Source organism: Microbacterium sp. MDV22-iso44, from assembly GCF_058629135.1.
The window spans coordinates 1,042,052-1,062,757 of sequence record NZ_JBZVWS010000001.1; the positions used below are offsets into that span (position 1 = coordinate 1,042,052).

Annotated in this window: 20 protein-coding genes; 2 read left to right on the forward strand and 18 right to left on the reverse strand. The window is 69.4% G+C overall.

Annotated elements, in window-relative coordinates:
• Position 1: 1 nt before the first annotated feature.
• The 11 genes from atpD to prmC all read right to left on the reverse strand — a co-directional run bounded on the left by atpD (position 2) and on the right by prmC (position 10,010).
• A complete protein-coding gene (atpD, locus tag AC4NN1_RS05145; RefSeq protein WP_018188623.1) occupies positions 2–1,450 on the reverse strand; it encodes a F0F1 ATP synthase subunit beta in 1,449 nt (482 codons plus the stop codon).
• Positions 1,451–1,472: 22 nt separating this feature from the next.
• Positions 1,473–2,369, reverse strand: a complete 897-nt coding sequence (locus AC4NN1_RS05150; protein ID WP_018188624.1) for a F0F1 ATP synthase subunit gamma — start codon at positions 2,367–2,369, stop codon at positions 1,473–1,475.
• Between the two features lie 23 nt (positions 2,370–2,392).
• Positions 2,393–4,033: a F0F1 ATP synthase subunit alpha gene (atpA, locus tag AC4NN1_RS05155; RefSeq protein WP_491954723.1), complete on the reverse strand. Its 1,641-nt coding sequence runs from the start codon at positions 4,031–4,033 to the stop codon at positions 2,393–2,395.
• A 74-nt stretch (positions 4,034–4,107) separates the two neighbouring features.
• Positions 4,108–4,896, reverse strand: coding sequence for a F0F1 ATP synthase subunit delta (locus AC4NN1_RS05160; protein WP_491954724.1), 789 nt, complete (start codon positions 4,894–4,896; stop codon positions 4,108–4,110).
• Positions 4,896–5,450, reverse strand: coding sequence for a F0F1 ATP synthase subunit B (locus tag AC4NN1_RS05165; protein WP_116228681.1), 555 nt, complete (start codon positions 5,448–5,450; stop codon positions 4,896–4,898). Before AC4NN1_RS05165 ends, AC4NN1_RS05160 begins: the two co-directional genes overlap by 1 nt.
• Before the next feature lie 29 nt (positions 5,451–5,479).
• Positions 5,480–5,713 carry an ATP synthase F0 subunit C gene (gene atpE / locus AC4NN1_RS05170; RefSeq protein ID WP_018188628.1) on the reverse strand — a complete coding sequence of 78 codons (234 nt, stop codon included), beginning with the start codon at positions 5,711–5,713 and terminating at the stop codon, positions 5,480–5,482.
• 46 nt (positions 5,714–5,759) lie between these two features.
• Positions 5,760–6,551 (reverse strand): F0F1 ATP synthase subunit A, encoded by a 792-nt coding sequence (gene atpB / locus AC4NN1_RS05175; RefSeq protein WP_223247006.1) that lies wholly within the window; start codon positions 6,549–6,551, stop codon positions 5,760–5,762.
• Positions 6,552–6,680: 129 nt separating this feature from the next.
• Positions 6,681–7,190 (reverse strand): Cg1360 family ATP-synthase-associated protein, encoded by a 510-nt coding sequence (locus AC4NN1_RS05180; protein WP_020096826.1) that lies wholly within the window; start codon positions 7,188–7,190, stop codon positions 6,681–6,683.
• Entirely contained in the window at positions 7,187–8,347 is a 1,161-nt protein-coding gene (locus tag AC4NN1_RS05185) for an MraY family glycosyltransferase (RefSeq protein WP_018188632.1), read from the reverse strand. Before AC4NN1_RS05185 ends, AC4NN1_RS05180 begins: the two co-directional genes overlap by 4 nt.
• A complete protein-coding gene (locus AC4NN1_RS05190; RefSeq protein WP_018188633.1) occupies positions 8,344–9,039 on the reverse strand; it encodes an L-threonylcarbamoyladenylate synthase in 696 nt (231 codons plus the stop codon). The genes AC4NN1_RS05185 and AC4NN1_RS05190 overlap by 4 nt, the downstream gene beginning before the upstream one ends.
• 80 nt (positions 9,040–9,119) lie before the next feature.
• Positions 9,120–10,010 carry a peptide chain release factor N(5)-glutamine methyltransferase gene (prmC, locus tag AC4NN1_RS05195; protein ID WP_336124296.1) on the reverse strand — a complete coding sequence of 297 codons (891 nt, stop codon included), beginning with the start codon at positions 10,008–10,010 and terminating at the stop codon, positions 9,120–9,122.
• Between the two features lie 130 nt (positions 10,011–10,140).
• On the opposite strand from prmC, the gene cysK reads away from it, so the two are divergent.
• Together cysK and epsC are read left to right on the forward strand one after the other, a co-directional pair.
• Positions 10,141–11,076: a cysteine synthase A gene (gene cysK / locus AC4NN1_RS05200; protein WP_018188635.1), complete on the forward strand. Its 936-nt coding sequence runs from the start codon at positions 10,141–10,143 to the stop codon at positions 11,074–11,076.
• 29 nt (positions 11,077–11,105) lie between these two features.
• Positions 11,106–11,711, forward strand: a complete 606-nt coding sequence (epsC, locus tag AC4NN1_RS05205) for a serine O-acetyltransferase EpsC (RefSeq protein ID WP_020096822.1) — start codon at positions 11,106–11,108, stop codon at positions 11,709–11,711.
• Positions 11,712–11,717: 6 nt separating this feature from the next.
• Here epsC and prfA read toward each other — a convergent pair whose 3' ends face one another.
• The 7 genes from prfA to AC4NN1_RS05240 form a co-directional block, all read right to left on the reverse strand.
• The gene (gene prfA / locus AC4NN1_RS05210; protein ID WP_020096821.1) at positions 11,718–12,797 is read right to left on the reverse strand and encodes a peptide chain release factor 1; all 1,080 of its coding nucleotides are present in this window, start codon (positions 12,795–12,797) and stop codon (positions 11,718–11,720) included.
• A 10-nt stretch (positions 12,798–12,807) separates the two neighbouring features.
• Positions 12,808–14,871 carry a transcription termination factor Rho gene (rho, locus tag AC4NN1_RS05215; protein WP_491954725.1) on the reverse strand — a complete coding sequence of 688 codons (2,064 nt, stop codon included), beginning with the start codon at positions 14,869–14,871 and terminating at the stop codon, positions 12,808–12,810.
• Positions 14,872–15,034: 163 nt separating this feature from the next.
• Entirely contained in the window at positions 15,035–15,967 is a 933-nt protein-coding gene (gene thrB, locus AC4NN1_RS05220; RefSeq protein ID WP_018188639.1) for a homoserine kinase, read from the reverse strand.
• Positions 15,964–17,046, reverse strand: coding sequence for a threonine synthase (gene thrC, locus AC4NN1_RS05225; RefSeq protein WP_336124301.1), 1,083 nt, complete (start codon positions 17,044–17,046; stop codon positions 15,964–15,966). Before thrC ends, thrB begins: the two co-directional genes overlap by 4 nt.
• Position 17,047: 1 nt before the next feature.
• On the reverse strand, positions 17,048–18,385 hold the full coding sequence (locus AC4NN1_RS05230) for a homoserine dehydrogenase (RefSeq protein WP_018188641.1): 1,338 nt from the start codon (positions 18,383–18,385) through the stop codon (positions 17,048–17,050).
• Entirely contained in the window at positions 18,382–19,806 is a 1,425-nt protein-coding gene (gene lysA, locus AC4NN1_RS05235; RefSeq protein WP_491954726.1) for a diaminopimelate decarboxylase, read from the reverse strand. Before lysA ends, AC4NN1_RS05230 begins: the two co-directional genes overlap by 4 nt.
• 107 nt (positions 19,807–19,913) lie before the next feature.
• Complete coding sequence (locus tag AC4NN1_RS05240) at positions 19,914–20,705, reverse strand: LmeA family phospholipid-binding protein (protein ID WP_491954727.1); 792 nt, start codon at positions 20,703–20,705, stop codon at positions 19,914–19,916.
• Position 20,706 lies beyond the last annotated feature (1 nt).

Sequence of the window (20,706 nt, forward strand, 5' to 3'; positions counted from 1 at the left end):
GTCAGCCGTTCTCCTTCTGGATCTGAGCCCACTTCTCTTCGACGTCGCCGATGCCACCGACGTTGAAGAAGGCCTGCTCGGCCACGTGGTCGAAGTCACCCTTGACGATCGCGTCGAACGACTCGATGGTCTCCTTGATCGGGACCGTGGAGCCCTCGACGCCGGTGAACTTCTTGGCCATGTAGGTGTTCTGCGAGAGGAACTGCTGGATGCGGCGTGCGCGCGACACGACGATCTTGTCCTCTTCGGAGAGCTCGTCGACACCGAGGATCGCGATGATCTCCTGCAGTTCCTTGTTCTTCTGAAGGATCTGCTTCACCGACGTGGCCACACGGTAGTGATCCTCACCGATGTAGCGCGGGTCGAGGATGCGGCTCGTCGAGGTCAGCGGGTCGATCGCGGGGTACAGACCCTTCGATGCGATCTCACGCGAGAGCTCGGTGGTCGCGTCGAGGTGCGCGAACGTGGTCGCCGGAGCCGGGTCGGTGTAGTCGTCGGCGGGGACGTAGATCGCCTGCAGCGAGGTGATCGAGTGACCACGCGTCGAGGTGATGCGCTCCTGGAGCACGCCCATCTCGTCGGCGAGGTTCGGCTGGTAACCCACGGCGGAGGGCATGCGGCCCAGCAGCGTGGAGACCTCGGAACCGGCCTGCGTGAAGCGGAAGATGTTGTCGATGAAGAGGAGCACGTCCTGCTTCTGGACATCGCGGAAGTACTCCGCCATCGTCAGCGCCGACAGGGCGACACGGAGGCGCGTCCCCGGCGGCTCGTCCATCTGGCCGAAGACGAGGGCGGTCTTGTCGAAGACACCCGCCTCTTCCATCTCGGCGATGAGGTCGTTGCCCTCACGGGTGCGCTCACCGACACCGGCGAACACCGACACACCACCGTGGTCCTGCGCGACGCGCTGGATCATCTCCTGGATGAGGACGGTCTTGCCGACACCGGCGCCACCGAACAGACCGATCTTTCCACCCTGCACGTACGGGGTGAGCAGGTCGATGCTCTTGATGCCGGTCTCGAACATCTCGGTCTTGGACTCGAGCTGGTCGAAGTTCGGCGCCTGGCGGTGGATGCCCCAGCGCTCGGTGACCTCGATGGTCTCGCCCGGTGCGGCGTTCAGGACGTCACCCGTGACGTTGAAGACCTTGCCCTTGGTGACGTCGCCGACGGGAACCGTGATGGGACCGCCGGTGTTGCGCACCTCCTGGCCGCGGACCATGCCGTCGGTCGGCTTCAGCGAGATGGCGCGGACGAGGTCGTCGCCCAGGTGCTGGGCGACCTCGAGGGTGATCTCGGTCGACTGGTCGCCGATCACGATCGTGGTCTTCAGAGCGTTGTAGATCTCGGGGATCGAGTCGTGCGGGAACTCGATGTCGACGACCGGGCCGGTGACGCGCGCGACGCGGCCGACGACGGGGGTCTCCGTCTTCTCAGCGGTGAGGCTCATGGCTTCTCTTCTTTCGTGTGGTCTATTTGCCCGACGCCAGCGCGTCGGCGCCGCCGACGATCTCGGCGATCTGCTGCGTGATCTCCGCCTGACGCGCGTTGTTGCGCAGGCGGGTGTAGTCGGTGATGAGCTTGTCGGCGTTGTCGCTGGCGGACTTCATCGCCTTCTGCGTGGCGGCCTGCTTCGCGGCGGACGACTGCAGGAGCGCGTTGAACACGCGGCTCTGCACGTACACCGGCAGCAGCGCGTCGAGCACCGTCTCGGCATCCGGTTCGAACTCGTAGAGCGGGTAGACCTGGCTCGATGCCGTGTCCTCCGCCTCGACGACCTCGAGGGGCAGCAGACGGACCGTCTCCGGCGTCTGCGTCATCATGCTGACGAAGCGGTTGTAGACGAGGTTGATCTCATCCACGCCGCCCTCGCCGCCGCCGAGCTCGTACGCGGCGATCAGTGCCGCCGCGATCTCCTCGGCCGTCGAGAACGCCGGGGTGTCGGTGTCACCGATCCACTCCCCCGCCGTCGCGATGCGACGGAACTGGAAGAACCCGACCGGCTTGCGGCCCACCAGGAAGTAGACCGGCTCGACACTCTGGCTGCGCAGCAGCTCGCCGAGCTGCAGAGCCTCGCGGATGACCTGCGAGTTGAACGCGCCGGCGAGGCCGCGGTCGGAACCGAAGACGACGACGGCGGAACGACGGATCTGCTCCCGCTCGGTGGTCAGCGGGTGCTGCACGTTGGAGTGCGTCGACACGGCGGAGACGGCACGCGTGACGGCCCGCGCGAAGGGGTTGGACGCGCGGACGCGAGCCATCGCCTTCTGGATGCGCGAAGCCGCGATGAGTTCCATCGCCTTCGTGATCTTCTTGGTCGTCTGAGCAGAAGAGATCTTCTGCTTGTAGACCCTGAGTTGTGCGCCCATAGGTTGTGAGTCTCCCGTCGGCGTCAGCCGCGGCGGCCCTTGACGATCTTCTCCTGGTTCACGTCATCGACGTCCGCAGCAGCGACCTCTTCGTGACCCGGCGCGCCGAGTGCCTGACCCTTGCCGCCCTGGAACTCGAGGACGAAGGCGTCTACGGCCTTCTCGAGCTCGCCGGCGGTGTTGTCGTCCAGGACGTTCGAGTCGCGCAGGGTGTCGAGGATCGACGTGTTCCGCTTCAGGTGGTCGAGCAGTTCGCGCTCGAAACGGAGGACGTCCTCCACCTCGATCGTGTCGAGCTTGCCGTTCGTTCCGGCCCAGATCGAGACGACCTGCTCCTCGACGGGGTACGGCGAGTACTGCGGCTGCTTCAGGAGCTCCGTCAGACGTGCACCACGAGCCAGCTGTCGACGCGACGCGGCGTCGAGGTCGGATGCGAACATCGCGAAGGCCTCGAGCGAGCGGTACTGGGCGAGCTCGAGCTTGAGCGTTCCCGAGACCTTCTTGATCGACTTCACCTGGGCGTCGCCACCGACACGCGAGACCGAGATACCCACGTCGACCGCGGGACGCTGGTTGGCGTTGAAGAGGTCGGACTGCAGGAAGATCTGGCCGTCGGTGATCGAGATCACGTTGGTCGGGATGTACGCCGAGACGTCATTGGCCTTGGTCTCGATGATGGGCAGACCCGTCATCGAACCGGCACCGAGCTCGTCGGACAGCTTCGCGCAACGCTCGAGCAGACGCGAGTGCAGGTAGAAGACGTCACCGGGGTACGCCTCACGGCCCGGCGGACGACGCAGGAGCAGCGACACGGCGCGGTAGGCCTCGGCCTGCTTCGACAGGTCGTCGAAGATGATCAGGACGTGCTTGCCCTCGTACATCCAGTGCTGACCGATGGCCGAGCCGGTGTAAGGAGCGAGGTACTTGAAGCCGGCGGGGTCGGATGCCGGGGCCGCGACGATCGTCGTGTACTCCATGGCACCGGCGTCCTCGAGGGCGCCCTTCACCGAAGCGATGGTCGAGCCCTTCTGGCCGATCGCGACGTAGATGCAGCGGACCTGCTTCGTGACGTCGCCCGACTCCCAGTTGGCCTTCTGATTGATGATCGTGTCGATCGCGATGGCCGTCTTACCGGTCTGGCGGTCGCCGATGATCAGCTGGCGCTGACCGCGGCCGACGGGGATCATCGCGTCGATGGCCTTGATGCCGGTCTGCATCGGCTCGTGGACCGACTTGCGCTGCATGACGCCGGGCGCCTGCAGCTCGAGGGCGCGGCGGCCGGTCGTGGCGATCTCGCCGAGACCGTCGATCGGGTTGCCGAGCGGGTCGACGACGCGGCCGAGGTAGCCCTCGCCGACACCGACCGAGAGGACCTCGCCGGAGCGGGTGACCTTCTGGCCGGCTTCGATGCCCGAGAAGTCACCGAGGACGACGACACCGATCTCGTGCTCGTCGAGGTTCTGCGCGAGGCCCTCGACGCCGTTCTCGAAGCGCACGAGCTCGTTCGCCATCACGCCGGGCAGGCCCTCGACGTGGGCGATGCCGTCCGCGGCGTCGACGACGGTGCCGACCTCGGTCGCCGCTGCCCCGGTGGGCTCGTAGGCGGCGACGAAGTCTTTCAGCGCGTCACGGATGACGTCGGGGCTGATGGACAGTTCTGCCATGGTCTTCCTTCTTAGTGAGGTCTTGTGGCGGGCACCTGGCCTGCCGGGTCCGCTCCTCGGTGGAGCGGGAAGAGTCAGCCCGCCAGACGCTGGCGGAGGTCGCCCAGTCGGGACGAGACGGTGGCGTCGATCACGTCGTCGCCGATCTCGATACGGACACCGCCGACGACCGTGGGGTCGAGGACGACGTTCAGCGAGACCTCGGTGCCGTAGCGCGCCGCGAGGGTGCGCTGGAGGCGGGACGTCTGCTCGTCGGTGAGGTCCGCGGCCGCGAAGACGGTGGCCACGGCGCGACCGCGCTGGTCCGCGACGACACGCAGCGCACGGCTGAGCATCGAGCGGACGCGTCGTTCCCGCGGTACCTGGACGAGAGACGACACGATCGCAACCGTCGATGCGGCTGCGCGGCCGTTCAGCAGGCTCTCGATGAGCGCGCCCTTGGCGGATGCGTCACCGAGCCGGCTGCCCAGCGCGAGCTCGAGCTCGGGGTTGGCGGCGATCGTGCGCGCCACGGAGAAGAGCTCGGCCTCGACGTCGACCTGCGGCTCGGCCATGGCGGCGGCGCGGACGCCGGCCTCCTCGATCCCCGAGATCAGGTCCGCCGACGACGACCAGCGCTCGGCGACGGCCGCGTCGAGGACCGACCCGGTCGCAGCCGAGTACCCGCCGAAGACGCGCGAGACGAGCGCACGTCGAGCTTCGGCGGGCACCGAGGCATCCGAGAGCGCGCCGCTCATCTGCGACGAGCCGGCCAGGGTGCGCACCGCGGCGAAGAGCTCGCGGGCGACACCGAGGTCGACGCCCGGCGCGGCCGTGAGGGCCGACGTCGTCGCCGCGAGGGCTTGAGTGGTCGCGCTGCCCATTACTTCGCTGCCTTCTCGGAGGATTCGAGGTCGGCCAGGAAGCGGTCGACCACGGCCTTGGCCTTGGCGTCGTCGGACAGCGTCTCGCCGATGACACCACCGGCGAGGTCGAGGGCGAGGGTGCCCACTTCGCTCCGCAGCGAGACGAGCGCGGTCTGGCGCTCGGCCTCGATCTGGTGGTGCGCAGCGGAGGTCAGGCGTGCGGCCTCGGCCGACGCGTTGTCCTTGGCCTCGGCGACGATCTTCTTACCGTCCTCACGGGCGGTCTCGCGGATCTCGCCGGCCTCCTTGCGAGCCTCGGCCAGCTGGGCCGTGTACTCCTCGAGGGCGGCTTCCGCCTTGCGCTGAGCCTCGTCGGCCTTCGCGATGTTGCCCTCGATGGCAGCGGCGCGCTGGTCGAGCAGGACCTGCATCTTCGGGAGGGCGACCCGCCAGAAGACGAACAGGATCACGACGAAGCAGACCCCGGACCAGATGATGTCGTACCAAGCCGGGATCAGCGGGTTGTGAGACCCGCCCTCTTCGGCTGCGTACGCGACAAGAGCGTTCAGCATCCTGTCTCCTTAGTGATCTGAGTCGCGGTTTACTGGAAGATGAAGTAGGTCGCGATGCCGATGAAGGCGAGCGCCTCGGTGAAGGCGATACCGATGAACATCAGGACCTGCAGGCGACCGGCCAGCTCGGGCTGACGGGCCACGCCCTCGATCGTCTTGCCGACGACGATGCCCACACCGATGGCGGGGCCGATGGCGGCGAGGCCGTAACCCATCGTCGCGACGTTGCCCTCGAGGGCGGCGAGAACCGTAGTTGCGTCCACGGAGGTGTTTCCTTTCGGTTGGATGGCTCGGCGTGCGCCGGACCGCTTAGTGCTCTTCTGCCACCGCGAGCTGGATGTAGACCGCGGTGAGGATGGCGAAGACGTATGCCTGGAGGAAGGCGACGAAGATCTCGAAGATCGTGAAGGCGAACCCGAACGCGAGCGTTCCGGCCGCGAGCGCCGAGAACCAGCCGCCCAGGGTGATGAGGAAGAACTGCGTCGCTGCGAAGAACAGGACGAGCATGAGGTGCCCGACGATCATGTTCATCAGCAGTCGGAGCGTCAGCGTGACGGGCCGGATGATGAACGTCGAGAGGAACTCAAGCGGGATGATCAGGATGTAGAGGAACCAGGGCAGCCCGGGAGGCATCAGCGAGTTGCGGAAGAAGTTCCCGGGGCTCGCCTTGATACCGGCGTAGATGAAGGTGACGTACGCGACGAGCGCGAGGAGGAGGGGCACTGCGACGATCGACGAGCCTGCGATGTTCAGGAACGGGATGACACCCGTGATGTTCATGAACAGCACCATGAAGAAGATCGTGGTGAGGATCGGCAGGAACCGGCGTCCGTCCTTCTTGCCGAGCAGGTCTTCGGCGATGTTGACCCGGACGAAGTCCAGGCCCATCTCGACGACGCTCTGGAAGCGGCCGGGGACGACCGTCATGCGGCGGGTGCCGAGCCAGAAGATCAGGACGATGGCGATCGTCGCGAGGATCTGGATGAGGTGGATCCGGTTGACGACGAGGGGGCCGATCGAGAAGACCGCATCGGGGAAGAACTCCGAGATCGACGGTCCATGGAACTCGTCAGGGGCGTCTTCGGCGGCAGTAGCGATCAGGGTCGCAGCTTGAGTAAACAGCGCTGGCTCCAGCTTCGGGGCGTCGATCTATTGATCGGGCGACGATGGTCGGTGAGCTGACTCCGCAGGCGTTCCCGTCGGGGTTCAGGCGGGCTCGGAAACAGCCTATCAGGCCTCTGGGGTGCTGGTGTCCCCGTGCCGACGCTCCCCCGCCTCCACCTCTGCGGCCTCGACCTCTGCGGCGGTGGGCAGCGTCGTGTCACTGACTGCCGGCATCCGCATGCGCATCATGACGACGACGTCGACGACGAGCGAGGCGATGATGCTCACGATCAGGGAGATGAGGAACACCATCGGCGTGAGCCAGGGCTGGTCGCGGAGGACGAAGAGCACCACGAGGAAGACGACGAACTTCAGGATCCATCCGCCCATGACCGACCCGAAGAAGATCGGGACGAACAGCGGGTCGCCGTAGAAGCGGTTGGCGATGAGGATCGAGACGATCGTGAAGGCGAGGAACACGGCCGCCATGAGGACCGCCACAAGCGCGCTCGACAGTCCCGAGACGCCTGCCACGAGCAGACCCACGACTCCCCCGACGACGGCGAGGACCAGGGTGACGATGCCCGACCACACCAGAGCGGTGCGGAGCATGCGGGTGGAGGACAGGGCGCTCATGAGAGGGCCTTTCGCTCGGGCGCGACCGGACGGGCACGGCGCGCGGGGGGAAGGGTGACGAGGACGCACGCGACGCATCCGATGATCAGGAAGGCGACACCGGGCCAGTACCGCCCCGGCCACCCCTTCGTCGTGCCGATGTACATCAGGAGGACGGAGAGGGAGACGACCGCGGTCCATGCGTAGAACACGAACACGGCGTTGCGGTCGGTGTGACCCATGTCGAGCATCCGGTGATGGAGGTGCTTGCGGTCGGGCGAGAACGGGGACTTGCCCTGCGCCATGCGGCGGACGACGGCGAGACCGAAGTCGACGAGAGGGAGCAGCACGATGACCACGGGGAGGATGACGGGGATGAAAGCACCGAGCAGCTGCGAGCGGCCGAAGAGATCGTTGTCGCTCAGCAGGTTCGGCGGCAGATTGCCCGTCACGACGATCGCGGACGACGCCATCATGAGCCCAAGCAGCAGCGCACCGGCATCCCCCATGAACATCCGCGCCGGGTTCCAGTTGAACGGGAGGAAGCCCGCGCACATGCCGAGCAGCACGATGGCGATGAACACACCCGTGTTGCTCTGCTCGCTGTTGTCGAAATCGCGCACGAGCATGGCGGAGTAGGCGAAAAACACCGCGTTGGCGATGAGGCAGACACCGGCGACGAGGCCGTCGAGACCGTCGATGAAGTTGACCGCGTTCATGACGATCACGATCAGGAGGATCGACAGGCTGATGCTCACCCAGCTCGACACGACGACCTGCTGACCGAAGGGCAGATAGAAGATCTGGATGCCGCCGAGGAACACGACGATCCAGGCGGCGACGAACTGGGCGCCGAGCTTGATCATCCAGTCGAGGTCCCAGAGGTCGTCGGCGACACCCACCACGACCATGAGCGCGGCGGCCCCGAGGAGCGACCACACCATCGACGGCTCCTGCCAGACGATCGCGAAGGCGGGGAGCTGCGAGGACAGGACGAAGAAGCCGAGCATCCCGATGAACATCGCCACGCCGCCCAGCCGCGGCGTCGGGGTCTTGTGCACGTCCCGCTCGCGGATCGCCGGGTGGAGCCCGAATCTCATCGCCACGCGCCACACGACCCACGAGAAGACGAAGGTGAGGGCGCCGGTGATGACGAACGCGAGCAGGTAGTCCCTCACGCGGCGTCGGATTCTTCGGGGTCGACCGGATCGGGCTCGAGGAGGTCGCCGAGGACGTCGCGGAGGTCCTGGCGCGAAACGGCGCCGTCGCGGAGGACCGTCACCGGGCGTCGGTCTCGACCGACGAGGCCGGTCGCATCGATGATCGTCGAGGCGACGCCGGTCTCGACGAGGCCGCCGTCGAGGTACACCGAGACGCTGTCGCGGAGCATCTGCACGGCCGAGTCGATCCCGAGCGCGGCGGGCTTGCCCGTCAGGTTCGCGCTCGACACCGCGAGCGGGCCGGTCTCCTCGAGGAGCTCGAGGGCGAAACGGTCGTTCGGCATGCGCACCGCGACGGTGCCGCGCGTCTCGCCCAGGTCCCACCGCAGCGACGGCTGAGCCGGGAGCACGATCGTGAGCCCGCCCGGCCAGAAACGCTCGACGAGACGCTCGACGGGTTCGGGGACCTCGGCTACGAGGGCGCGCATCGTGTCGGGTCCCGAGACGAGGACGGGGGGCGGCGACTGCCGCCCGCGACCCTTCGCGGCGAGAAGGCGAGCCACCGCCGACGCGTTGAAAGCGTCCGCGGCCACACCGTAGACGGTGTCGGTCGGCATCACGATGAGTTCGCCGCGGCCGATCGCTTGCCGTGCCTGGCGGAGAGCGGGCAGCAGCTGGTCGGCGTCACGGCAGTCGAGAACGGGAGACATATCCGCAGCATTCTACGAGGCGCGCCCCTCCTGCACCTGCGAGAACACGGGAGGAGGGCGTCAGAGGGACGTGGTCGAGGTCAGGGGCGGAGGGCGGTCGTCGCGCGGTCGCGCAGGGTGAGGTCGGGGTGGGTGGCGGCGCCGCGCCACCCGTCGGCGGTCAGGATCTCGCGGATGCCGGGCCCCTGCCACTCGCCGTGCTCGATCACGAGGGTGCCGCCGGGGTGCAGCAGGCGCAACGCGACGCCCGAGAGGACGCGGACGACGTCCAGACCGTCGGCGCCGCCGTAGAGGGCCGCGGGCGGATCCCAGAAGCGGACCTCGGGGTCGCGCGGGACGGCGTCGTCGGGAACGTACGGAGGATTCGAGACGACGACCGAGACGGTGCCGTCGAGCTCGGGGAAGGCGTCGGCGAGGTCGATGAAGGCGAGCCGGGCGTGCGGTGCCTGCTCCGCGAAGTTCTCCTTGGCCCAGATGAACGCCTCGACCGAGTTCTCGGCGGCGTGCACGCGCGCGTGCGGCACCTCGGTGGCCAAGGCCAGGGCGAGGGCTCCGCTTCCCGTCCCCAGGTCGACCGCGACGGGCTCCGGGCCGGGAGCCTCGCGGAGCGCGTCGATCGCGAGCTGGGCGACCATCTCGGTCTCGGGACGCGGGACGAACACGCCGGGACCGACCCGCAGCTCCATGTGCCGGAACGGCGCCCGGCCGGTGAGGTGCTGAAGGGGTTCGCGCGCCGCGCGGCGTTCGACGAACTCGGCGAAACGCGTCGCCTCGAGCTCCGGCATCCGATCGCCCCGCATCATCGCGGCAGCCAGCTCGCCACGGCCGAGCCCGACGACATGGGCCGCGAGGAGTTCGGCGTCCACATCGGCCGACGGGACGCCCGCGGCGGCGAGGCGCGCCGCCGCGGTGCGGACGAGGGGTGCGAGGTCGCTGCCGGCGGGCGCGTCGGAGATCCGTGAAGTCGACATGGGAAAGCCCAGGATACCGCGCGCCGCATCGTCACACAGGGCCACCGGCCGCAGGCGCGCCTTAGGCTGGGGGACGCATCGCGGGCACCTGAACCGCGACCCAGATCTCCATCCGCACGGAAGGCATCCCATGACCGGCATCCACTCCGACATCACCAGCGCATTCGGCAACACTCCCCTGGTCCGACTGAACCGCGTATCGGAGGGCCTGCCCGGGACCATCCTGGCCAAGCTCGAGTTCTACAACCCGGCATCCTCGGTCAAGGACCGCCTCGGCATCGCCATCGTCGACGCCGCCGAGGCCTCGGGCGAGCTGAAGCCCGGCGGCACGATCGTCGAAGGCACGAGCGGTAACACCGGCATCGCCCTGGCGATGGTCGGCGCAGCCCGCGGGTACAAGGTCATCCTGACGATGCCCTCGTCGATGTCGGTCGAGCGCCGGATGCTGCTGCGCGCCTACGGCGCCGAGCTCGTTCTCACCGACCCCTCCCTCGGCATGAAGGGCGCGGTCGGCGAAGCCGAGCGCATCGCCGCCGAGACCCCGGGCGCCGTGCTCGCCAAGCAGTTCGCCAACCAGGCCAACGTCGAGATCCACCGGAAGACGACCGCCGAGGAGATCCTCCGCGACACCGACGGCGCCGTCGACTACTTCGTCGCCGGCATCGGCACGGGCGGCACCATCACCGGTGTCGGTCAGGTGCTCAAGGAGCGGGTGCCGTCCGCGAAGGTCGTCGCCGTCGAGCCCAAGGACTCGCCGCTGCTGACCGAGGGCAAGCCCGGTCCCCACAAGATCCAGGGCATCGGCCCGAACTTCATCCCCCCGATCCTGGACCAGGGCGTCATCGACGAGGTCCAGGACGTCACGTTCGACGACGCGATCGAGACCGCGAAGAAGGTCGCGACGACCGAAGGCATCCTCGTCGGCATCTCGTCCGGTGCCGCCATCTGGGCCGCGCTTCAGGTCGCGGCCCGCCCCGAGGCCGAGGGCAAGAACATCGTCGTCATCATCCCCTCGTTCGGCGAGCGGTACCTGTCGACCGCGCTCTTCGAGGAGTTCCGCGACTGACCCGCACGCCGACACCCGGAAGGTCCGCCGTGCCCCGCACCGCCCCCTCGTTCGTCCGCAGCGTCGCCGCAGCGGCGCGGTCCGTCCGTGAGGACGTGGCCTCCGCGAAGCTGCGCGACCCCGCGGCCCGCGGCGGCGCCGAGATCGCACTGCTCTACCCGGGACTCCACGCCGTGTGGAGTCACCGGGTCGCGCACGCGCTGTGGCGGCGCGGCAGGCGGTTCCCGGCGCGCGCACTCTCGCAGGTGTCCCGCTGGCTGACCGGGATCGAGATCCACCCGGGGGCAACCATCGGGCGACGGTTCTTCATCGATCACGGCATGGGTGTCGTCATCGGCGAGACCGCCGAAGTCGGGGACGACGTCATGCTCTACCACGGGGTGACTCTGGGCGGCCGGACCCGGGACGGCGGCAAGCGGCATCCCACCCTCGAGGACGGCGTCGCCGTCGGCGCGGGCGCGAAGATCCTCGGGCCGATCGTGATCGGGGCGCACTCGGTGATCGGGGCGAACGCCGTCGTGACGAAGGATGCCCCCGCGGACTCCGTCCTGGTGGGCGTACCGGCGCGCGCGCGTCGGCGCACGGCGAACGAGGACACCCGGGCGATCCTCATGGCGCCCGAGTACCACATCTGACCCGGCTCAGGCCTCCGAGCCGACCGCGGCCAGCTGCGCCTCTTCGTCCGCGGCGATCGCGGAATCGATGAGGGGGCCGAGCGCGCCGTCCATCACCTGGTCGAGGTTGTAGGCCTTGTACCCGGTGCGGTGATCCGCGATGCGGTTCTCGGGGAAGTTGTAGGTGCGGATCCGCTCGGAGCGATCCATGCCGCGGATCTGCGATCTGCGCGCATCGGAGGCCGCGGCATCCCGCTCCTCCTGCTGCTTGGCGAGCAGGCGTGCGCGGAGGACGCGCATACCGGCTTCGCGGTTCTGCAGCTGGCTCTTCTCGTTCTGCATCGAGACGACGATGCCGGTCGGCACGTGCGTGATGCGGACGGCGGAGTCCGTCGTGTTGACCGACTGCCCACCCGGTCCGGACGAGCGGAAGACGTCGATCTTGAGGTCGTTCGGATCGATCTGGACCTCTTCGGGCTCGTCGACCTCGGGGAACACGAGAACACCGGTCGTCGAGGTGTGGATGCGCCCCTGCGACTCGGTCGCGGGCACGCGTTGCACGCGGTGCACGCCGCCCTCGTACTTCAGGTGCGCCCAGACGCCCTGCGCCGGGTCGCTGGACGAGCCCTTGATCGCGATCTGGACGTCTTTGTACCCGCCGAGGTCCGATTCGTTGCGTTCGAGGAGCTCGGTCTTCCAGCCGCGGGATGCCGCGTACTGCAGGTACATGCGAAGGAGGTCCGCCGCGAACAGCGCCGACTCGGCACCGCCCTCGCCCGCCTTGATCTCGAGGATCACGTCGCGGGCGTCGTCGGGGTCGCGCGGGATCAGCAGGCGCCGGAGCTTCTCCTGCGTCTCGGCCAGGCGCTGCTCGAGCGCCGGGACCTCCTCGGCGAACGCGTCGTCCTCCTTGGCCAGCTCCCGCGCGGCGGCGAGGTCCTCCTCCGCACCGTGCCACGCGTCGTACGCGGCGACGATGCGGGAGAGCTCCGCGTACCGCCGGTTGACGCGCTTGGCACGCGACGCGTCGGCGTGCACCGCGGGGTCGGAGAGTTCCTCCTGGACCGCGCGGTGCTCGTCGATCAGCGTCTGGACGGATTCGAACACGGCTCGAGGCTCAGCGGATGCTGTTCTCGTGCGCGTGGCCGCCGGCGGCGGGGGCCGGCATCGACTTCTGCATCTGCACGAGGAACTCGACGTTCGACGTCGTCTCCTTCAGCTTGCCGAGGACGACCTCGAGGGCCTGCTGCTGGTCGAGGCCGGCGAGGGCGCGACGCAGCTTCCACGTGATCTTGACCTCGTCGGCCGAGAGGAGCATCTCCTCTCGACGGGTGCTCGACGCGTTGACGTCGACGGCGGGGAAGATCCGCTTGTCGGCGAGCTGACGCGACAGGCGCAGCTCGCTGTTGCCGGTGCCCTTGAACTCCTCGAAGATGACGTCGTCCATCTTGGAGCCGGTCTCGACGAGAGCCGTGGCGAGGATCGTGAGCGATCCGCCGTTCTCGATGTTGCGCGCCGCGCCGAAGAAGCGCTTGGGCGGGTAGAGCGCCGAGGCGTCGACACCACCGGTGAGCACGCGACCCGAGGTGGGCGCCGAGATGTTATAGGCGCGGCCGAGGCGCGTGATCGAGTCGAGGAGGACGACGACGTCGCGACCGAGCTCGACGAGACGCTTCGCACGCTCGATGGCGAGCTCCGCGACCGTCGTGTGGTCCTCGGCGGGGCGGTCGAAGGTCGAGGCGATGACCTCGCCCTTGACCGTCCGCTGCATGTCGGTGACCTCTTCGGGACGCTCGTCGACGAGGACGACCATGAGGTGGACCTCGGGGTTGTTCGTCGCGATCGCGTTGGCGATCTGCTGCAGGACGATCGTCTTACCGGCCTTGGGAGGCGCGACGATGAGGCCGCGCTGGCCCTTGCCGATGGGAGCGACGAGGTCGATGATGCGCTGCGTCAGCTTCTCGGGCGCGGTCTCGAGGCGCAGGCGCTCCTGCGGGTAGAGCGGGGTCAGCTTGCCGAACTCGACACGCGTGGCGGCGTCCTCGACCGACAGGCCGTTGACGGCGTCGACCTTGACGAGCGCGTTGTACTTCTGGCGGCTCGACTGCTCACCCTCGCGGGGCTGCTTGATCGCGCCGACGACCGCGTCGCCCTTGCGCAGGTTGTACTTCTTGACCTGGCCGAGCGAGACGTAGACGTCGCTCTGCCCGGGCAGGTAACCCGTGGTGCGGACGAAGGCGTAGTTGTCGAGGACGTCGAGGATGCCGGCGATCGGGATGAGGACGTCGTCCTCGCCGATCTCGGTGTCGAACTCGTCCCCCGTGGACTGCCCGCGGCGCTTGTTGCGCTGGCGGCCGCGGCCCTGGCCCTGCTCGTCGTCGGAGACCGACTCGGCGGCGGGCTTGTCGGCCGGCGCGTTCTGAGCGTTGCCGTTTTGAGCGTTGCCGCCCTGGCCGTTGCCGCCCTGGTTGCCGTTCTGGCCGTTCTCGCCCTTGTTGCGGTTGCGGCTGCGGCTGCGGCTGCGCGACCGGCTGCGGCCGGTCCCCTCGCTGGAGCCCTCGGAGTCGTCTCCGGATGCCGCGGTGTTCGCGTCGCTCGATGCGGACGCGTTCGCGTCGTCGGATGCCGGCTCGGCGGGTGCCTCGGCTGCGGCCGGGGCGGCGCTGGTCTCGGTCACCGGAGCGTCCGCCGGCGTGGCGTCAGCGGCTGCCGGAGCGTCGGCGGCAGCAGCGGCGTCGGCGGCAGGCGCTGCCTCGGCGGCAGGAGCGTCACCGCTCTTGGCACGACGCGGCGCACGCTTGCGCGGCGCCTTCGCCGGCTTCTCGTCGGCCGGCTTCTCGTCAGCGGATGCCTCGACTGCGGGTGCAGCGTCCTGGCCGACGGTCTCGTCTGCGACGGCCTCGTCTGCGACGGGCTCGGCTGCAGCAGCGGCCTTCTTCGCGGAGGTCCTCCGTGCGGGGCGCTTCGCCTGCACGGGCTCCTCGGCGGGCGCGGCGGCCTCGTCGGTGGACGGCTCGGTCGCCTCGTCCGCGGCGGGCGCGGCTTCGACGGCAGTCGAGTCGGCGGTGTCCGCAGCGGCATCCGTCGTCGCGTCCTGCGCGGCGGCCGTGGTGGTCTCGTCGGCGGCAGCGCCGCCGGTGGCGACGTCGTCGCCGGTCTGGATCTCGGAGATGGACTCCACGAGTTCTCCCTTTCAGATGTGGAAAGTCATAACCGCAGGTGGTTCCGTCCACGACGGATCCGAATCCTCAGCGGGGTGTTCGCGCAGGCACAGAGTTGCGCAGGCCCGTCAGGAGGGGTGTGCGGTGGTTCGCAGATTGCGAGTGGAGGGCAGATTCACGTGATTACGTGGCATCCTCCGTATGGTCCCTCACTGTACCACCCCGCACATCGACGGCCAGCAGCAAGGGTTTCCATGGCGTGTCCGTCGACGTGGCGGCGAAATCGACCGCTTCGAGTCGTCGACCCGGCCCGTCGGCGAGGACGAGGACGCTGGGTCCTGCGCCCGAGACGACGGCGGCGAACCCGGCGGCACGCAGGCCCTGCACGAGTGCATCCGTCGCGGGCATCGCCTGCGCCCGGTACGACTGGTGGAGCTTGTCCTCCGTCGCCGCCATGAGCAGTTCGGGGCTCTGCGTCAGCGCCGCGATGAGCAGGGCCGACCGCGACACGTTGAAGACGGCGTCCTCGCGCGTGACGTGGAGCGGCGCGAGACCGCGCGCGACCGAGGTCGACATCGTGAACTCGGGGACGAAGACGAGCGGTGAGACCCCGCGGTGGACGGCCAGCTTCTTGTGCTGCGGCCCCGTGGAGTCCATCCACGCGATCGTCAGCCCGCCGAACAGAGCGGGCGCCACGTTGTCGGGGTGCCCCTCGAGCTCGGTCGCCAGGCGCAAGAGGGTCTCGGGGCCGAGGGTGACGTCGCCCTCGAGCAGTCCCTGCGCCGCGAGCAGTCCCGCCACGACGGCTGCACCGGAGGATCCCATGCCGCGGCCGTGCGGGATCACGTTGTGCGCGCGCAGACGGATGCCGGGCATCGGCCGACCGGCCGCCTCGAACGCGTACGCCATCGAGCGGACCACGAGGTGCGAGGCATCCGTCGGAACGTCGGCGGCCCCCTCCCCCGAAACCTCGATCTCGAGGCCCGGACCGTCGAGCGCGGTCACGACGAGTTCGTCATGGACGCTCAGGGCGAGACCGAGCGTGTCGAAGCCGGGCCCGAGGTTGGCGCTCGTCGCGGGGACGCGAACGGCGACGGAGCGCCCCGCGAGCGTCATCCCGCCACGCGGGTGAGGTCGAGCGCGGAGGCCACCTCGCTGGTCGCCGCGTCCACGACGATGGGCTCGACCTGCGAGCCGTCGGGGTTGCGGAGCGCCCACTGCGGGTCCTTCAGGCCGTGGCCGGTGACGGTGAGGACGACCTTGGCGCCGTTCGGGATGACACCCGCCTCGGCACGGTCGAGCAGACCGGCGACGCTGATCGCCGACGCCGGCTCGACGAAGACGCCGACGGTGCCGGCGAGGAGCTTCTGCGCCGCGAGGATGCGCTCGTCGTCGATCGCGCCGAACCAGCCGTCGGTGGCTGCGCGGGCTTCGAGGGCGAGGTCCCACGACGCGGGGTTGCCGATGCGGATGGCCGAGGCGATCGTCTCGGGGTTCTTCACGACCTCGCCGCGCACGAGCGGCGCGGAGCCCTCGGCCTGGAAGCCGAACATGCGGGGCACGCGCGTCGCGATGCCTCGCTCGGCCTCTTCGCGGTAGCCGCGCGAGTAGGCGGTGTAGTTGCCGGCGTTGCCGACGGGGATGAAGTGGAAGTCCGGGGCGTCGTCGAGCTGGCTGACGACCTCGTAGGCGGCCGTCTTCTGTCCCTCGATGCGGTCGGGGTTGACCGAGTTGACGAGGTGCACCTTGTACCCGCCGGCGAGCTCGCGCGCGATCTCAAGGCAGTCGTCGAAGTTGCCGCGGATCTGGATGAGCTGGCCGCCGTGGGCGACGGCCTGGCTGAGCTTGCCCATGGCGATCTTGCCCTCGGGGACGAGGACGGCGGCCGTGATGCCGGCGTGCGCGGCGTAGGCGGCCGCGGATGCCGAGGTGTTGCCGGTCGACGCGCAGATGACGGCCTCGGCTCCGTGCTCGACGGCACGGGAGAGGGCGACGGTCATGCCGCGGTCCTTGAACGAGCCCGTCGGGTTCATGCCCTCGAACTTGATGTAGACATCGGCTCCGGTGATGCGCGACAGCGACGCCGCCGGGATGAGCGGGGTGCCGCCCTCGCCGAGCGTCACGACGGTCGAGGCGTCGGTGACGCCCAGTCGATCGGCGTACTCGCGGAGGACTCCGCGCCAGACGTGTGCCATGTCAGTCTCCTTCTACCCGCAGGACCGAGACCACCCGACGCACCGCGCTGGTGGCAGCGAGGCGCTCGACGGTGTCGGCCAGGTCCTGCTCCCGGGCCGTGTGGGTTCCGATGACGAGGTGCGCGACGGCATCCCCGCTGTCCTGGGCGACGGCGCCGCCCGAGGTGGTCTGTTCGACGGTCGCGATGGACACGTTCCCGTCGCTGAGGATGCCGGCGACGGTGGCGAGCACACCCGGCCGGTCATCGACTTCGAGCGTGATCTGGCAGCTCGTCCGGATGCGGCCGATCGGCACGATCGGCAGGCCGCCGCGCGTCGACTCGCCGACTCCGGGTCCGCCCGCGACGTGGCGCCGCGCAGCCGAGACGACGTCGCCGAGGACGGCGGACGCGGTCTGCACTCCCCCGGCACCCGCGCCGTAGAACATCAGGTCGCCGGCGGCCTCGGCCTCGACGAACACGGCGTTGTTCGCGCCGTGCACCGAGGCGAGGGGGTGCTCGCGGGGAACCAGAGCGGGGTAGACGCGGACCGAGATCGCCTCGCCGTGCGGCGCGGCGTCGGGCTGGTCGACGAGACGTTCGCACACGGCCAGGAGCTTGACGACGTAGCCGGCCTTGCGGGCGGCCTCGATGACGCCGGCATCCACGGCCGTGATGCCTTCGCGGTGCACGGCGTCGAGCGGCACGGTCGTGTGGAAGGCGAGGCTCGCGAGGATCGCCGCCTTCTGCGCGGCGTCGTACGCCTCGACATCCGCCGTCGGGTCGGCCTCGGCGTAGCCGAGCCGCTGCGCTTCGGCGAGCACCTCGTCGAAGCCGAGACCTTCGCGGTCCATGCGGTCGAGGATGTAGTTCGTCGTGCCGTTGACGATGCCCATGATCCGTCGCACCCGGTCGCCGGCGAGCGAGTCGCGGAGCGGCCGGATGATCGGGATCGCGCCGGCGACGGCCGCCTCGTAGGCGACGGTGGCCCCGACCTGGTCGGCGGCGTCGAAGATCTCGCTGCCGTGGGTCGCAAGGAGCGCCTTGTTCGCCGTGACGACGTCGGCGCCGGAGGAGAGGGCGTGGAGGATGCGGGTGCGGGCGGGCTCGAGCCCCCCGGTGACCTCGATCACGATGTCGGCGCCCGCGATGAGGGTGTCGGCGTCGGTCGTGAACAGGTCGCGGGGAAGGTCCGCTTCGCGCGGGGCGTCGACATCGCGGACGGCGATCCCGACGAGGTCGAGCGGTGCTCCGGCTCGGTCGGCGAGCTCGTCGGCGTGCGTCAGCAGCAGCCGGGCGACCTGGGATCCGACGGCGCCGGCTCCCAGGAGCGCGACGCGCAGGCGGCGGGGTTCGATCATGCGGACTCCTCGGAGGTGCGGGATGCCGGTGCGACGCCGAGGTCGCGCGCCAGCAGGTCGTTCTCGTCCTCGCCGCGGACGATCAGCCGAGCTGTGCCGGCACTCACGGCCACGACGGGAGGTCGGGTCAGGTAGTTGTAGTTGCTCGCGAGCGAGAAGCAATAGGCGCCCGTCGCCGCGACGGCGACGAGGTCGCCGGGCTCGACGTCACCGGGGAGGTACTCGTCCGACACCACGATGTCGCCCGCCTCGCAGTGGCGCCCCACGACGCGCGTGAGAGCGGGGGCGGAGTCGCTCCGGCGGCTCGCGATGCGCGCGCTGTAGTCCGCGCCGTACAGGGCTGTGCGGGCGTTGTCGCTCATGCCGCCGTCGACGCTCACGTAGAGCCGTTCGAGGTCGTCCGAGACGCGCACCGGCTTCACCGTGCCGACCCGGTACAGGGTCACCCCGGCGCGTCCGACGATGGTGCGGCCCGGCTCGAAGGCGAGCTCGGGCATCGGGATGCCGCGGCTCTCGCACTCGCGCGCGACCGCCGCGACGATGCCGTCGCCGAGCTCCGCGATCGGGGTCGGGTCGTCCTTGGACGTATATGCGATGCCGAAGCCGCCGCCGAGATTCAGGAGGGGAACGTCGCCTCCCTCGCGGAGCCGAGCGTGCAGCTCCACGACACGAGCGGCGGACTCGGCGAAGCCGGCAGTCCCGAAGATCTGCGAGCCGATGTGGCAGTGCAGTCCTGCGAAGCGCAGCGACGGAAGTTCTCGGATGCGGGCCACGGCGACCTCGGCATCCGTCAGCGCGAAGCCGAACTTCTGATCCTCGTGGGCCGTCGCCAGGAAGTCATGGGTCTCGGCGTGCACGCCGCTGTTGACGCGGATGAGGACGGTCTGGACGCGCCCCTGGGACTCGGCTTCGGCGGCGATCCGCTCGATCTCGACGAGCGAGTCGATGACGATGGAGCCGACGCCGACCCGAACCGCGCGGCTGATCTCGGGCAGCAGCTTGTTGTTGCCGTGGAGACCCAGGCGGGCGGGGTCCGCTCCCGCCGCGAGCGCGACGGCGAGCTCGCCGCCGCTGGCGACGTCGACACCGAGGCCCTCGGCGGTGACCCAGCGCACGACGTCGGTCGTAAGCAGAGCCTTGCCCGCGTAGTAGACCCGGGCCGTGCCGCCGTGGCGGGCCGCGGCATCCTGGAACGCCGTCAGCACCTCGCGGGCGCGGGCGCGGACGAGGTCCTCGTCGACGACGTACAGCGGGGTGCCGAACCGCTCGGCGAGGTCCGCCGCGGACACTCCTCCGAAGACGATCGCCCCGGCGTCGTCGCGGACGGATCCCTCCGGCCACACGGCCTCGACGAGCGCGTTCGCGTCATGCGGCTGAGTCAGCCACTCGGGCACGGCGGGACGGTCGGAGGTGGTGGACACGCAGGGGCACCAATCGGGGTGGGAACGGGTACGTCGGGCGGTGTGGCCACGCCCCGACGGTGCCCACAGTCTAGGGCACCGGGGCGGAGCACCCCGGCTCCGTGACGCTAGCGGTCGCCGTCGCAGGAACCGGGTTCCTGCGCGGCCTTGTCGCGGAGGATGGCACTGTCGATCTCGAAGTCCGCGACGATCCCGCGCTCCGCGACGGAGACACCCGTGAGGGTCATCGCCTTCGGCAGGTACTGAGACACGCAGACCGGCAGCTCCTCCAGCATCGAGCCGACGAGCGGACCGAGCTGCTGGCGGAGCGCGTCGGCCGACACATCTGCGCCGCCGAGACGGAACGTCGTGGGCGACAGGACGATCTGGCCGTCGCGGGCGGCGGGCGACAGGGTCACCCCCACGGGGACCGACGTGCCGAGGATCGGGAACGCGGTGTCGAGGGCGACGTCGGGCGGATCGAGCGTCACCGACTCCGCGGGGAAGCCGTCCACCTTCGACAGCAGGGCGCGGGTCTGAGCCTGATCCAACACGACCGTCGCGTTCGCCGACGACCAATCGGCACCGGTGTACATCGGAACGTCGTCCGCTGTCACGTCGACGTCCGCCGTGATGCCGTTGAGCTCGACATCGTCAGCGCTCAGCCTGATCTCGGGCAACTGTCCGACCACGACGAGAGTCAGCAGGAGCGGCGCGGGGATGTCGACGTCGATCTTCTGGTCGGCCGGGAGGCCGACGTTCTGGACGATCTGATCGCGGATGATCTGCGGCGTGACGATGCGTGCCGCGACCTCCGCCGCGACGAGGAGTCCGATGACCGCGAGGACGATGACGACCGCCCAGGTGACCCCTCGACGGGGACGACGGCGAGCAGGCCGGACCTCGGTCACGGTCGCCACG